This is a genomic window from Rhodopila sp. (assembly GCF_965276935.1).
Taxonomy (GTDB): domain Bacteria; phylum Pseudomonadota; class Alphaproteobacteria; order Acetobacterales; family Acetobacteraceae; genus Rhodopila.
This window is the reverse complement of the sequence record NZ_CBDIBS010000004.1, coordinates 1,179,482-1,193,093: the sequence shown is the minus strand read 5'-3', so window position 1 is coordinate 1,193,093 and position 13,612 is coordinate 1,179,482. Positions and strand designations below refer to the sequence as shown.

The 13,612-nt window shown below is 61.4% G+C and carries 12 protein-coding genes; 2 read left to right on the top strand and 10 right to left on the bottom strand.

The window, feature by feature from the left end:
• Positions 1-28: 28 nt before the first annotated feature.
• The 5 genes from mcrC to ACQY4S_RS21770 form a co-directional block, all read right to left on the bottom strand.
• The gene (gene mcrC, locus ACQY4S_RS21790; RefSeq protein WP_428487296.1) at positions 29-1,204 is read right to left on the bottom strand and encodes a 5-methylcytosine-specific restriction endonuclease system specificity protein McrC; all 1,176 of its coding nucleotides are present in this window, start codon (positions 1,202-1,204) and stop codon (positions 29-31) included.
• The gene (locus tag ACQY4S_RS21785; RefSeq protein ID WP_428487295.1) at positions 1,201-3,030 is read right to left on the bottom strand and encodes an AAA family ATPase; all 1,830 of its coding nucleotides are present in this window, start codon (positions 3,028-3,030) and stop codon (positions 1,201-1,203) included. Before ACQY4S_RS21785 ends, mcrC begins: the two co-directional genes overlap by 4 nt.
• 3 nt (positions 3,031-3,033) lie before the next feature.
• A protein-coding gene (locus tag ACQY4S_RS21780; protein WP_428483442.1) for an IS3 family transposase occupies positions 3,034-4,172 on the bottom strand; the annotation gives its coding sequence in 2 pieces (ribosomal slippage) (positions 3,034-3,914 and positions 3,914-4,172; 1,140 coding nt in all).
• A 538-nt stretch (positions 4,173-4,710) separates the two neighbouring features.
• Positions 4,711-4,944, bottom strand: a complete 234-nt coding sequence (locus ACQY4S_RS21775) for a hypothetical protein (protein ID WP_428487294.1) — start codon at positions 4,942-4,944, stop codon at positions 4,711-4,713.
• Between the two features lie 13 nt (positions 4,945-4,957).
• Positions 4,958-6,829, bottom strand: a complete 1,872-nt coding sequence (locus ACQY4S_RS21770) for an ABCB family ABC transporter ATP-binding protein/permease (RefSeq protein WP_428488473.1) — start codon at positions 6,827-6,829, stop codon at positions 4,958-4,960.
• Positions 6,830-6,873: 44 nt separating this feature from the next.
• On the opposite strand from ACQY4S_RS21770, the gene ACQY4S_RS21765 reads away from it, so the two are divergent.
• Positions 6,874-7,710 carry an NUDIX domain-containing protein gene (locus ACQY4S_RS21765; protein WP_428487293.1) on the top strand — a complete coding sequence of 279 codons (837 nt, stop codon included), beginning with the start codon at positions 6,874-6,876 and terminating at the stop codon, positions 7,708-7,710.
• 233 nt (positions 7,711-7,943) lie between these two features.
• On the opposite strand, the gene ACQY4S_RS21760 is transcribed toward ACQY4S_RS21765, so the two are convergent.
• The 4 genes from ACQY4S_RS21760 to hisS form a co-directional block, all read right to left on the bottom strand.
• Entirely contained in the window at positions 7,944-8,432 is a 489-nt protein-coding gene (locus tag ACQY4S_RS21760; RefSeq protein WP_428487292.1) for a DUF4167 domain-containing protein, read from the bottom strand.
• A 219-nt stretch (positions 8,433-8,651) separates the two neighbouring features.
• On the bottom strand, positions 8,652-9,497 hold the full coding sequence (prmC, locus tag ACQY4S_RS21755) for a peptide chain release factor N(5)-glutamine methyltransferase (protein WP_428487291.1): 846 nt from the start codon (positions 9,495-9,497) through the stop codon (positions 8,652-8,654).
• Positions 9,494-10,549, bottom strand: coding sequence for a peptide chain release factor 1 (prfA, locus tag ACQY4S_RS21750; RefSeq protein ID WP_428487290.1), 1,056 nt, complete (start codon positions 10,547-10,549; stop codon positions 9,494-9,496). Before prfA ends, prmC begins: the two co-directional genes overlap by 4 nt.
• Complete coding sequence (gene hisS, locus ACQY4S_RS21745) at positions 10,546-11,781, bottom strand: histidine--tRNA ligase (protein WP_428487289.1); 1,236 nt, start codon at positions 11,779-11,781, stop codon at positions 10,546-10,548. The genes prfA and hisS overlap by 4 nt, the downstream gene beginning before the upstream one ends.
• Before the next feature lie 299 nt (positions 11,782-12,080).
• Between hisS and ACQY4S_RS21740 the strand changes: the two genes are divergently transcribed.
• Positions 12,081-13,283, top strand: a complete 1,203-nt coding sequence (locus ACQY4S_RS21740; RefSeq protein WP_428487288.1) for an ABC transporter substrate-binding protein — start codon at positions 12,081-12,083, stop codon at positions 13,281-13,283.
• Positions 13,284-13,346: 63 nt separating this feature from the next.
• Here ACQY4S_RS21740 and ACQY4S_RS21735 read toward each other — a convergent pair whose 3' ends face one another.
• Positions 13,347-13,607, bottom strand: a complete 261-nt coding sequence (locus ACQY4S_RS21735) for a nucleotidyltransferase family protein (RefSeq protein ID WP_428487287.1) — start codon at positions 13,605-13,607, stop codon at positions 13,347-13,349.
• Positions 13,608-13,612: the final 5 nt, after the last annotated feature.

Here is a 13,612-nt window from a genome sequence, read left to right as displayed (position 1 = left end):
GTACGCTCAACTCCGGTTCACCCGGCTATTATGCTGTTCTTGCCCCTTTGCTTTCCGAGGTTTCACGGTCGGATGCCCGAAAGGTATCAAGCCATGGATCGTAGCGGATGATGCGCCGCAGCTCACTTCGGATAGCCGTAGCCGAACCGCCAAGGTCTATGGTCGCGAACGCAATTGAATGGCCTTGGATTGTGGCGTGCTCGTAAAGTTGTAAGCCGACTGCCGGATGCAAAAATAAACCTGCCGACATGTCACACCGCTGATCGTAGCCCTCCTGAGATCGAAGGTAGGCGTACATCTGGTAAAGATATCCGCTTTTCAGACTTGCATCGCCGAACCGGCCGAACCCTAAAATGGACGTGAATTTGGTGTCGATCACGAGTCTTCGGACAGCGTCTGGCGCGTCGATAACTATGTCGGTCACCATACGTGGTAGGATTGTCCCAAGTTGCGCCGATGCGGATGACAACTGCCATTCGAGGGGAATGCTACCACGGACGGACCACCCAAGCGGCGCCAGATCGACGCGGGCAAAGCCGAGTATTGCCTTCTCAAACAACCGACGCACCCATGCCTCCTCGCGATCAGGGGCCACAAGCGGCGTTGCGCCCGCATCTTCAGTAGGAAGGGCCAAATCGAAGGCTAAACGAGCAAGGGCAACCATAAATCGGTCGGTAGCATCGTTCCTTCCGATTTGGTCGGCTGCAAGATTGGCGCGAGACGGACGCGTTCCCCCGACGCCCGCCCGGCCGAGTGTCGCTGACAAGGCTCGGCATTGGTGAATTAGGTCGTTGTCCCGGACAAGCCGAGCCATCAACTCCAGCGCCGCCCGGACAAGTCTATTGCGCGCCGTGTCAATGGTGAGTTCTTCAAAGCGACAAGAGACCTCTCCTTTGGAAAGGAGCTGTCGCGATTCAGTAATCAGAATATTGATCCGACCGCGGACGCGCGTGAGCGTTTTTTCGCGATGACAATAGCCTCGGGTGAGGTTTCGACGTAGGCGACGCTCAACGGCGTCAATCAGAAGTCGCGCGATCAATTCGGGAATATCTGTGATGTCTTTTTCAACAATCGCGTCGAAAGCACCTCTGACGCGAGTCAGGTCCGAAGCGTAGAGCATTAATAGCCAGAGATTCCGAACCGGAATACGACCGATCTTTCTGTCGCCGGGAGATGAGCTTTTGTCGTCTGAAGGCGATATCAACTCAGCCCCGTGACCAGCTTCGCTCGCGCCGCTTTAGCTGTCTCGGGCGCGTCATACCAATACTCATCCAACAATGGGCCAATTTCTGTCTCAACCCTGGCTCGGAACCACGCGCGAGCGTCGATAATTGGAGCGTCGGTGTCCGGGGTCACGTAAGAATGCCCGATTCGGAACTGAGGACCGAGCGAGATCGCCGCCGAAATCTCGGTATTAAGTACACCAATTCGGTTTTCAATTTCAGTAAGCAGCGTGCTTTCAATGCCCCGGTGTGCGCACCATGCCCGCCAAGGGTTCCCAAATCTGGGCTCGAGATCGATGAAGGCGAAGCGACGCCTCAGCGCTAGGTCGACAATTGCGAGGGAGCGGTCAGCGACGTTCATCGTCCCGATGACATATAAGTTCGCTGGCACATGGACTCGCTCGCCCGGCTCCTTACGGTAGGCCAGCTCGATTGCTTCCGAGCGTCGGCGTTTCGATACCTCCAACAGCGTGAGCATCTCACCAAAAATCTGAGCTGGATTTCCGCGGTTGATTTCTTCAATGACCAGCACAAATGGCCGATCTGGCTCGCTCTCGGCGGCTTGGATAGCCTGCATCAATATGCCATCGACGAGTTCGAGGCGCCCGTCGCCGGCAGGCCGCCATCCACGCACAAAGTCCTCGTAGGCAAGCGACGGGTGAAATTGCACGACGCGGAGTCTCGATCGAGCTGTCTCGCGGTCGTTGGAGCCGGCGAGCGCGAATCCGAGGCGTTTCGCCAGCCAAGTCTTTCCTGTGCCGGGCGGCCCCTGGAGAATAAGGTTCATCTTGGAACGCCATCGGTCGAGGATTTCCGCGAGCTCTAAATTTGTTAAAAAGCATCCATCGGCAACAATGTCTTCAATCGTGTAAGGAGATTCTTCCTCAGCGATTTCTTCGTCTTCAATGGTTATCGGGGTTACCGTAGTGTCATCCAAAATGGTCTCTGGTTTGACGCCATATTTCTCCAGCCAATAAGGCTGTCCCAGAAACCACGCGTAATCCTGCGGCGCCCCTCGAAACGTAAAGTCGATCAATCGGCGACCGTCTTCGGCCTCCGGGTCGGCTTCAACGATGGTGGTTCGGTAGGTGTAGAAGTACCAGTCGCGCGGTTCCGTTGGTGGGTCCCAGGCAACTTTCACAGTCTGCCCGTCACCGGCATTGTCGAGGACCGTGCCAGTAGCCTTGATCCTCATGACTGATACCGCCTTGCCGCCGGCTTCAAACGGCACCCGCTTTTTGACAAAGCTTGCCTTTATCGCGATCTGGTCTCCAGGCCGTATCCGGCGAACAAGGTCCAAAAATTGATCTTCGTCCCCGTTCTCCCAAATGCCTTGTTCTAGAAAACGAGGAAGCTGATCGTCGTTCCCATTCCAAACCGCGCCCGCGAACCAGTACGATCTTCCCTCCTCCTCGCTATCTCCTGCGGCACCGGGGGCGGGCGCGTCTTCCTCAGCCGAAAGACTGCTGGGCCGGGTGGCGTCGCGAATCCGAACGTAGAGGTCCCAGGTTTCTTCCGGCGAGAGCCTCGCTTCACGTCCCCCGGGGGTAAGGCTCCACAATCCGCGCCGTGCATTGCCGAGAAGGCCAGCTTTTACCAGGTAAAAGCGCGCCCAGTGGACATCGTTTTCGAATATGGACTGTGTGCCGTTTTGGACCAACCTAGAGAGATGGTCGGCTTCGTCGCTACAGCATTTCGCCTCCGTTAAGTGGATCTCCTGCCTGTTGGTTACGTAAGGTACTGCTGTCAGGTCGCCTCGCAGGGAGGGCGTAGCCTGATCGGAGAGGCGACCCGACAGCAGCGGCAAAATTCATGCGGCTGCCACGTGTGGCGGCAGGTGGGTGAAGTAGGCTTGGTCCGGCGTCCGGGCGTCAAGGCTCGAGTGCGGTCGTTTGCAGTTGAAGAAATCCAGATATACCCCGATCAGGCGCCGCGCTTCGGCGACGGTTTCATAGGCCCGCAGATAGACCTCCTCGTACTTCACCGACCGCCACAGCCGCTCGACAAATACGTTGTCTCGCCACGCACCACGACCGTCCATGCTGATGGCGATCCCGTTCTCCAGCAGCAGCCCGGTGAACGCGGCACTGGTGAACTGGCTGCCTTGATCGGTGTTGAAAATGTCCGGTTTTCCCTGCCGCGCCAGCGCTTCCTCGACGGTCTCGAGGCAGAAATCAACCTCCATGGTGACCGACACCCGCCACGCCAGAACCCGCCGGCTAAACCAGTCAACCACCGCCGCCAGATAGACAAAGCCTTTCGCCATCGGAATGTAGGTGATGTCCATCGACCACACCTGGTTGGGCCGGTCAACCGGCAGGCCGCGCAAAAGATATGGGTAAATCTTGTGTCCTGGACACGGCTTTGACGTGTTCGGCCGACGGTAGATCGCCTCAATACACATTCGGCGCATCATCGTCCGCACCATCTCGCGGCCAATGATCACCCCCTCCCCGCGTAGCAGATCGCGCAGCATCCGGCTGCCCGCGAACGGGTAGTCCAGGTGCAGCGCATCAATCCGCCGCATGATGACAAGCTCGCCCTCGGGCACCGGCTGCGGGTCGTAGTACAGGCTGCTGCGGCTCAATCGCAGCAACGCCGCCTGCCGCCCCAGCGGCAACTCGTGCGTCCGGTCAATCATCGCTTTGCGCTCCGCAGGCCGGCCTTGCTGAGCGCACCGGACAAAAAATCGTTCTCCAGCGTCAGCTCTCCGATCTTGGCGTGGAGTGTCTTGACGTCGATGACAGGTGCCGGTTCGGATGCTCCGCCGCCCGAACCAAACAGGCCCGAGGCTGCCTCCAGCAGGTGTCCCTTCCAGGCAGTGATCTGGTTCGGATGCACCTCAAACTGTTGCGCCAACTCGGCCAGCGTCTTCTCGCCCTTGATCGCGGCCAGCGCCACCTTGGCCTTGAAGGCCGCAGCGTGGGTCCGGCGTGTTCGCTTCGTCATATTCGCTCCTGATCCGCGGCATCCTCGCCGCTCTCAGGCAGAAGTTCCACTTAGCAGACTGTCCGAATTTAGCCGACCACCTCTCTAGTTAGGTCATCAACTGGAACCTCCGCCTTCGATCGGATCCAGGCCATGGCTTCGGCAGGGCGCATTGGGTTGGGATCGGCCGAACGAAGTGCATCCAGGAGCAGCGGGAAGTATCTCGTAAATCGGTTGCTCTTCACGTTGGCCATGCCTCACCACCTTCGGAACAAAGCGAGGTACGCCACCCACCGCTGATTTCACACGACCAGTGGCGACCAAGGTGGGGAGCACATTGCTCCATGTATCTCCACGCCCACCCGCAGTTACTTGCAGAAGCGATATTAAACGGATCAATCACGGTCAATCGTCTGTTTGGGAGGCGATAGGTTCAAACTCGCAATGCCCAAATTGCGCGCAGAAAAGGTAACTCAAAGTGACCTGCCACCGGCAACTTAGTTCAGTTGGCGCGCGGCCAGCCCGTATACATACCGATCAGTCCTCTGGGCCGCTAATATCAATCCGCCCGCTTCTGCAACTCGCCCGACCGCACGGAGGCGATCGCGTTGTTCAGGATGGCGACGATCGCGTCATCCGACATGCCGCGGGACAGCAGGGCCATGGCGCCACCAAGCAACGCCGACGCAATCGCCAGCGAGCCGATATTCTGCCCTGTCATGTATTCGATCGCCTTGTCCACCACCGCACCGGCATGACTGAGGTCGGCCGGAGCGTTCGCATTCTCTGACATTTCAAGACATCCTTCAGTTGGCGTGAGCCGGTTCCGGCTCCAGGTCCCGTTCGGTCGCCTGCAAGGCCCACATGCGGGCGTACAATCCACCCTCGGCCAGCAAGGTGTTGTGCCGACCGCGTTCGGCAATCGCTCCATCGCGCAGGACGATGATCTCATCGGCATCGGTGACCGTGGATAATCGATGCGCGATCACCAGACTGGTACGATGGCTAGCGACCGCGCGCAGGGCCGCTTGAATGTCCTGCTCGGTGCGGCTGTCCAGCGCGCTTGTCGCCTCATCCAGGATCAGGATGCGCGGGTCTTTCAGGATGGTGCGGGCGATGGCCACGCGCTGCTTTTCGCCGCCGGACAATTTCAGGCCGCGTTCACCGACCTGCGTATCGTAGCCATCCGGCAGCTTCAGGACGAAATCATGCACCTGCGCCAGCCGCGCCGCCTGCTCGATGTCCGCCTGTGATGCGCCGGGTCGGCCGTAACCAATGTTATAGCGTATGGTGTCGTTGAACAGCACGGTGTCCTGCGGCACCACGCCGATGGCGGCGCGCAGGCTGTCCTGGGTGATGTCGCGAATATCCTGGCCGTCGATCAGGATGCGGCCGCCGGTCACGTCGTAGAAGCGGAACAGCAGGCGGCTGATGGTCGACTTTCCGGCGCCGGTCGGGCCGACGATGGCCAGCTTGCGGCCGGCCGGGATGGTCAGGTCGATGCCTTTCAGGATAGTCCGGTCGGGCTGGTAGCCGAAGCGGACGTTCTCGAAGCAGACCTCTCCGGCCGCACCTTCCGCCAGATGCGCCACCAGCGCGACGGCGCCGGGCTTGTCACGTACATCCTGTTGGACACGCAGCAAGGTGAACATCTGCTCCATGTCCACCAGACCCTGCTTGATCGTCATGTAGACCACGCCGAGGAACGTCAGCGGCTGGTAGAGCTGGATCAGATAGGTGTTCACCAGCACGAATTTGCCGATTGTCATGCTGCCATCGCGCATGCCGGTGGCGGCCAGCAGCATGATTAGGGTCAGGCCAACCGCAATGATCGCCGCCTGGCCCAGGTTCAGCATGTTCAACGAGACCTGCACGCGCACCGCGGCGTGCTCATAGCGAGTCAAGGCGAGGTCATAGCGCTCCGCCTCATACGCTTCGTTGCCGAAATACTTGACGGTTTCATAGTTGAGGAGACTGTCAAGCGCCTTGATAGAGGCGTCATTGTCGGTGTCGTTCATCGTGCGGCGGTAGCGGACGCGCTGTCCGGCGAAGAAGGTGGTGAAGGCGACATACAGGACGACCGCGAAGCAAGTGACGACAGCGTAACGCCAGTCGAACAGGCGCCAGATAATGGTGGTGACCATCACCAGCTCCAGCGCGGTGGGCACGATGTTGAAGACCGCCAGACGCAGTACTGACTGCATGCCCAGCACGCCGCGATCGATCACGCGCGACAGGCCGCCGGTTTGGCGGTCCATGTGGAAGCGCATGCTCAGGTCGTGAAGATGCCGGAACGTACGTAACGCCAGCAGGCGGACCGTCCGCTGCTGCACCGGCGCGAACAGCGCGTCGCGCAATTCACCAAAGCCGGCGCCGGCGATGCGCGCGGCGCCATAGGCCAGGATCAGCGCCAGCGGGATGGTAAGAGCAATATGGCTGGGATCCTTGGGTGCCAGCGCGTCCACGAGGCGGGCATAGATCAGCGGCACGTAGACGCTGGCGACCTTGGCCAGCAGCATGAACAGAATCGCCGTGACCACCCTGATCCGGGCGCCGACGCTCCCGGCCGGCCAAAGATAAGGCAGCAGCGAGATCACGGTCTGCAGGCTGGATCGCCCCACCTGCAGCGAGGCGGGCAGAGCCGCCGGCGCAGGTGTAGCATAACGGCTTCGTCTCATGGTTCGCATGTGGCATCATCAGGCGGTTTTTGAAAGGCGAGCCTTTGGATCAGGACCTGACCGAGACCGGTTTCGAGCGTCATGTGCGCGCCTGCAACAATGCGCGCCTGCCAGGCGACAAGTGCGCAATTCGCATCGGCCAGGCACAGGTTGGTTGGGCCTCGCCGGCCATTGCCTCGGCGTTGCGCGGGTTCGATGTGATCCGCCCTTCGGTCGATGGGTTGACGGTCGTCGACCCCGATGCCCTGCCACGAATTGCCCGGACCTTGTCCGAGCGGGGCATGTTCGGTAACAGAAACGAGATGTTCGACGTAAGGGCCGATCCGCTGGGACCGGCGCTTGCCCAGATCGATCGTGGAGCCCTGCCGTCCTTCGGCATCCAGGCGCTGGGCGTTCACGTCAATGGATTGGTGCAGCGACCTGAAGGGCTGCATGTATGGATCGCCCGGCGAGCGAAGACCAAGGCACTAGACCCTGGCAAGCTGGATCATGTCGTTGCTGGTGGCGTGCCCGCTGGCCTTGGTCGTTTGGAGACCTTGATCAAGGAAGCCGGCGAGGAAGCCTCGATCCCGCCGGCGCTCGCGGCCAGGGCGACCGAGGCTTCCGTTCTGGATTACACCATGGAGCGAGCGGAAGGGCTGCGACGTGACTTTTTGTACTGCTACGACCTGAATTTGCCGTCCGATTTTACGCCTGTCGCGGCAGATGGCGAGGTGGAGGCATTCGAGCTATGGCCGGTCGAACGTGTAATGGACACCGTACGGACAACCAACGCGTTCAAATTCAACGTGAATCTAGTGCTGATCGATCTGTTCATCCGCCAGGGACTGATCGCCGGTGCGGAAGCGAAGTCGCTGAGTGCGGCTTTGGCGCCCGCGTGACGACGTCATGCGGCCTGCCGTTCCCATGACGACGAGGAAGCGGAGGACCGCGCGGTTGTCTCCGCACCCCTGAACGACCTTCGCAGGCTTTATCGCCGCCCGGTGCTTGACAGAGAAGTCCTGTCAACGCCCGCACGGCGAGCCGAGCTACACGTTAGAGCGGACGCTTACGGACACTTTGTCTTGAGCGCGCAGGAATGGTTTTTCATCCGTGGCACCAACCTTCTGGGGCATCAACCTTCTGGCGGCGCCGCCGCGATTGGAATGTCCCGGGCATCCGGCTGGTCCCCCATGCCAGGGGCACGTGGATCGGAATCCTCGGTGTCCTGACCGGCCGAGCTATCGTCATTGCCCTGATAGCTGTCGCTTTGCTGGTAGTTCCGGCGGTTACCGCCCTGATTCTGGCCTTGACCATTCGGCTGGCCCTGCTGGGCGGCCTGGTTCATCGCGTTCAGGATACGAAAATAATGCTCGGCGTGCTGAAAGAAGCCTTCCGCTGTTACCCTGTCGCCGCTGCTGGTGGCGTCGCGGCCAAGCTGAAGATATTTTTCAAAGAGCTGCTGGGCGGTGCCGCGGATGCGAACTTCCGGGCCATTACTGTCAAAGACATGGTTGCGATTGAGCGGTGTTCCGCCGCCCGGATGATGGCGCACGGCGCCACCACCTCCGCCGCCCCCGCCGCCTGGGCGATGGTTGCGGCCACGCATACGTTTGATGTTCATTCTGTTGCCGTCATGCTTTCCCATTGTCGGCGGACCGGTGGAACCGGCCGGACACGTCGCCAAGCGTATCCCCTTGAACGACCACGATCCATCGGCGTTGAAGATGGCAGGCGAAGGATCTGTTTGCTTAGCCCTTCACGCGAAGGGACAGCCGACCTGCGGCATCCCCAACCATCGTCAACACTGTATACCCTTGATGGCACGCTGCCAAACGTTTTTTCAGGCCGGGCCCAGAGTCAGGACGCACGCACGAACAATTCCCCCGAGGTCCGTCCAAAATTCGACACGAAATCCATGGCTCCGCGCCAGGACGCGCATCACATCGGCCTGCCCGACGCCCAATTCAAGGATGGCGGCCCCACCGCTCGCCAAAGCCTGACGCAAACGCGGCATCAGGGTACGGTAGGCGTCGTATCCATCCGCGCCACCCTCCAGCGCAAGCCGCGGCTCGTACAGCGCCACTTCCGGCATCAGCTCCGCCACCTGCTTGCGTGCGATATAGGGCGGGTTCGAGACAATCAGGTCAAATCTCCCATCGATGGCACTGGTCCAGTTGCCGCAGACGAAAGCGGACCGGCCGGCCAGTCCGAGACGGTTTGCGTTGCGCTTCGCCAGGGCGGCGGCTTTCGGGGCGATATCCACGCCGATGCCGAAAGCACCGGGATATTCCCGCAGCAACGCGAGCAGCAGGCAACCTGTGCCGGTTCCAAGGTCGAGGATGACTTGTGGCGGCGTTCGGTGGGCGAAAACCTTCAGCGCCGCCGTGATCAGCGTCTCGGTGTCAGCGCGCGGGATCAGCGTGGCGGGGGACACCTGGAAGTCCATGCTCCAGAACTCCCGGTGTCCCAGGATCAGGGCGATGGGCTCCCGCGCTTCCCGGCGAGCAAGAAGCCGATCGTAGCTGTTCGTCTCAACCACCTTGCGCGGATCACGGATGAGGTCGTTCCGCGCGAGGCCCAGCGCGTGTGCGAGCAAGAGGCGAGCCTCGAGGCGGGGGTTGTCGGCGATGGGTGCGAGACGGGCGGCGCCGTGCTGAACGGCTTCGGCGATGGTCGACAGCATCATTCCTCGGTGGCAAGCCGTGCAGCCTGGTCTTCAGCCGTCAGAGCATCGACGAATTCATCCAGATCGCCTTGCATGACCCGGTCGATCTTATACAGCGTCAGGTTGATGCGATGATCGGACACGCGGCCCTGGGGAAAATTATAGGTGCGGATGCGCTCGCTGCGGTCGCCGGTGCCGACCTGGGATTTGCGGTCGGCGGCGCGCGTGGCGTGCAAACTGGCGCGCTGCTGCTCATACATGCGGGCGCGGAGGATCTTCATCGCCTTGGCGCGGTTCTTGTGCTGGCTGCGCTCCTCCTGCATCGCCACCACGATGCCGGTGGGAAGGTGGGTGATCCGCACCGCGCTATCGGTCTTGTTGACGTGCTGCCCGCCGGCCCCCGAGGCGCGATAGATGTCGATCCGCAGGTCGCCTTCGTTGATCTGGACGTCAACTTCCTCGGCTTCCGGCAGCACCGCGACGGTGACGGTGGAGGTGTGGATGCGACCCTGATTTTCCGTCGCCGGGACACGTTGCACGCGGTGCACGCCGGATTCATATTTCAGTCGCGCGAAGACGTTGCGGCCGGTGATCTCGGCGGTGGCTTCCTTGATGGCACCGAGACCGGTGTCGGCGTAATCCAGGATCTCGAAGCGCCAGCCTTTGGCTTCGGCGTATTTCTGATACATCGCGAACAGTTCCGCGGCGAACAAGCCAGCTTCGTCGCCGCCGGCGGCGGGACGAATTTCCAGGATGGCGGAGCGCGCATCGGCCTCGTCCCGCGGCAGCAGGGCCAGGCGGATTTCATGTTCCAGCGCCGGGATCTGGTCCTTCAGGGTAAACAGCTCAGCTTGCGCCAAATCCTTCATCTCCGGATCGGCAAGCAGAGATTCCGCTTCGGAGCGGGATTGTTCGGCGGCGCGCAGGTCGCCGATGCGCGCGACGACGGGTTCGATGTCCGACAGTTCCTTCGACGCCTTGACGTAGGCTTCGCCGGAGATGCCCTCGGACAGCAGTGCACGCAGTTCCTCGGCGCGGGCGGTAATGCGGTCGAGCTTGAAAGCAAGGTTCATCGCAGGCGGTCGGCGATTTGGTTGATCGGCACGGCTTCCTGGGTGCCGGTGAGCAGATTCTTGACCTGGGCTACGCCCGAGGCGATGTCGTCGTTCCCCAGGATGATCGCGGCGCGGGCGCCGGTGCGGTTGGCGCGTTCCAGGCGACGCTTCAGGTTGCCGCGATAGGCCATCTCGGCGCGGATGCCGCCGGCGCGCAGGGCTTGCAGGATCGGGATCGCGGCGGCCTCGGCCGCTTCGCCGATGGGCACGACCGCGACAGGAGCGGGTGAGGCAGGTGCTGCGTCCAACAGCATGGCCAGCCGCTCGATTCCCGCGGCCCAGCCGACGGCGGGGGTAGGCGGCCCCCCCATCTCCGCCACCAGCCCGTCATAGCGGCCCCCTGCCATGACGGTGCCCTGCGCACCAAGCCTGGCAGTAACAAATTCAAAAGCGGTGTGCCCGTAATAGTCCAGACCCCGGACAATGCGAGGGTTTTCACGGAACGGAACGCCGAACATAGTCAAGAGGTCTTGCAGCTTCGCATAGAAGGTCGAGGCCGCTTCGGTCAGGTAGGGGCCAATGGTGGGCGCGCCCGCGACGATGTGGCGATCGGCTTCATCCTTGCTGTCCAGGATGCGCATCGGATTGCGATCGAGACGCGCAAGACTGTCCTGCGACAGGGCGCCCTGGTGCTCGGTGAAATAAACCAGGAGTGCGTCGCGGTAGGCTTGGCGGCTTTCCCTGTCGCCCAGGGTGTTGAGTTCCAGCACCGTGTCATTGGCAACGTTCAGTGTTTTCAGGATGTCCCAGCCGCAGGCGATGACCTCGGCATCGGCGAGCGGTTCAGCGGGGCCGATCAGTTCCATGCCGAGCTGATGGAACTGGCGATAGCGGCCTTTCTGTGGCCGTTCATAACGAAACATCGGGCCGGCATAGAAGACTTTCTGCGGCAGCGACTGAGTCAGACCGTTGGACACCAGCGCTCGGCAGACGCCGGCGGTGCCCTCGGGACGCAGGGTGATGGATTCGCCGCCTCGGTCGTTGAAGCTGTACATCTCCTTCGTTACTACATCAGAAGTTTCTCCCAACGTGCGGGCGAAGACGCGGGTGTCCTCGAAGATCGGCGTCATCCACTCATCGAAGCCATAGGTGGCGACGACGCGGCGTGCGGTTTCCACGACATAATGGAAACGACGCTGCTCCTCGCCGATCAGATCATGGGTGCCGCGGGCGGGTTGCAGATTGGTCACGGTTGGTCCTTCAGGCGGTCTTGACGGCTGTTGCAGCGCGCTACCACAGGATATGCGCGGAGCGGCACATCCATCCAGGTGCGGATTGAAAGCAAGAGGTCGCGAACTCCCGGTCCGACCGCCGGTATCCCGCGCCTCACCCGGTGCATAAGTCTTGTCCGTCAACAGGACTTGATTCGCCGCATCCACGGTCAGAGCGTTCATAGCCCGAGGCTTGGCGCAAGGCCACTCAACCCAAGGCTTGTTGTCTCGGCATTTGCCTTGACCGCGACATCTGGCTCCCATTGCAGTGGATAACCATGCGCTTTCATACCCACGCTGTCCTGCTCATCATCCTGTTGCTACCGGGCATAGCACGTGCCGAGATCCCAGAGAACAAGATCAAGCTGGGCTTCCTGGACGATGCTTCCGCGCTGTATGAGCATCGCACACCCCGCAGTGCCGAGGTCGCCATGGAGATGGCGATCGAGGATTTTGGCGCCAGGCACGCTTATCTGGATGTTGAGTCACACAAGGACAATACCGCAAGGCCCGACAATGAGCCTGGGATGGTACGGGATTGGCTGGACAAGGAGCACATCGACGCGGTGATCGATGTGGCGGCGAGTGCTGCCGCGCTGCCGATCAGCGACATGCTTCGGCAGCACAACCGGATCTTCGTCGTGGTCAATCTCGTCGGTCTCGGTTTCAGCGGCAGCCACTGCTCGCCGACGACGCTGCGATGGGGCGCCAGCCCGGCGGCATTGAGCAGCAGCCTTGTAAGCGTACTGCATCAGGACGGGGCGCGACGATGGTTCTTCATCTCCGCGGATCAACCGCTTGATCAGGCAGTCGAAAGAACCGCTCGCGCGGCGATAACCGGACTTGGTGGCGAAGTGGTCGGATCAATCAACCCGCCGCTTGGAACCGGCGACTTCTCGCACGATCTGATGCAGGCGATGTCGCAAAAGCCCGACGTGGTCGCGATCGGCGAAACCGGAAAAGACCTGCAAACCCTGCTGCGGCAAGCCATGCGAAGCGGTGTCGCGTCCGGGCCAAAGATGGCGGGGCTTTATGTCCAGCAGCAGGATGTCGCGGGGATGTTGCGGGATGCACAAGGGCTCTACCTCGCGACACCGTTCTACGCGAACCGCAACGACGCATCCCGCGACTTCGCCCGGCGCTTCACCCACCGAATGGTCGCGGCAGGGCCGACCGAGATCGACGCGGAGGTGTATTCCGCTACGCTCGCATTGCTGAATGCCATGGACGCGGTGCGGAGCGTTGATGGCGACAAGATCATGTCGGCGTTACGAAAAGCCGCGATCCCGGATCCACTGCTGGGCACCGTGACGGTGCGCGCCGACGGTGTCGCAGCGCATAGTATCTATGTGGTCCGCGTCAAGCGGCCGGACCAGTCGCTTAAGCCAAACGACGATTATGAGCCAGTTTCGACAGTTGCCGCTGCGCAGGCGTTCACCGGCCCTGGGCAGCCAGGCTGCCCGGCAGGACCGTCACGGTAAGCCACGTCGGACGCCGGATGCTGGCCGCGAAGTCCCTAGCCAAAGCCGTGCTTCTAACCGATGTCAGAACGGCAGGGTGATCATGTCCGGCTCGATGACAGCCTGAAATCCCGCCTCAGTTACGCGGAGATCCAGCACGTCAACCTTGAACGGCAGATCCGACACTGACAGCGCCTCGGTGATCTGGCCCAGCACGGCATGGCCCAGAGGATTGTTACCCTCAAGCGCAACGTCCAGATCGGAGTATCGCCGAACGGTCCCGGTCGCACGGGAGCCAAGGATCCACGCACGCGGGCCGGCGGGTGCGCAAGATGTCCCTGACAACAGCC

Coding starts and splice junctions, on each gene's coding strand:
- ACQY4S_RS21740 (WP_428487288.1), top strand. CDS start 12,081: ATGCGCTTTCATACCCACGCTGTCCTGCTCATCATCCTGTTGCTACCG.
- ACQY4S_RS21775 (WP_428487294.1), bottom strand. CDS start 4,944: ATGTCAGAGAATGCGAACGCTCCGGCCGACCTCAGTCATGCCGGTGCG.
- ACQY4S_RS21770 (WP_428488473.1), bottom strand. CDS start 6,829: ATGAGACGAAGCCGTTATGCTACACCTGCGCCGGCGGCTCTGCCCGCC.
- prmC (WP_428487291.1), bottom strand. CDS start 9,497: ATGATGCTGTCGACCATCGCCGAAGCCGTTCAGCACGGCGCCGCCCGT.
- ACQY4S_RS21760 (WP_428487292.1), bottom strand. CDS start 8,432: ATGAACATCAAACGTATGCGTGGCCGCAACCATCGCCCAGGCGGCGGG.
- prfA (WP_428487290.1), bottom strand. CDS start 10,549: ATGAACCTTGCTTTCAAGCTCGACCGCATTACCGCCCGCGCCGAGGAA.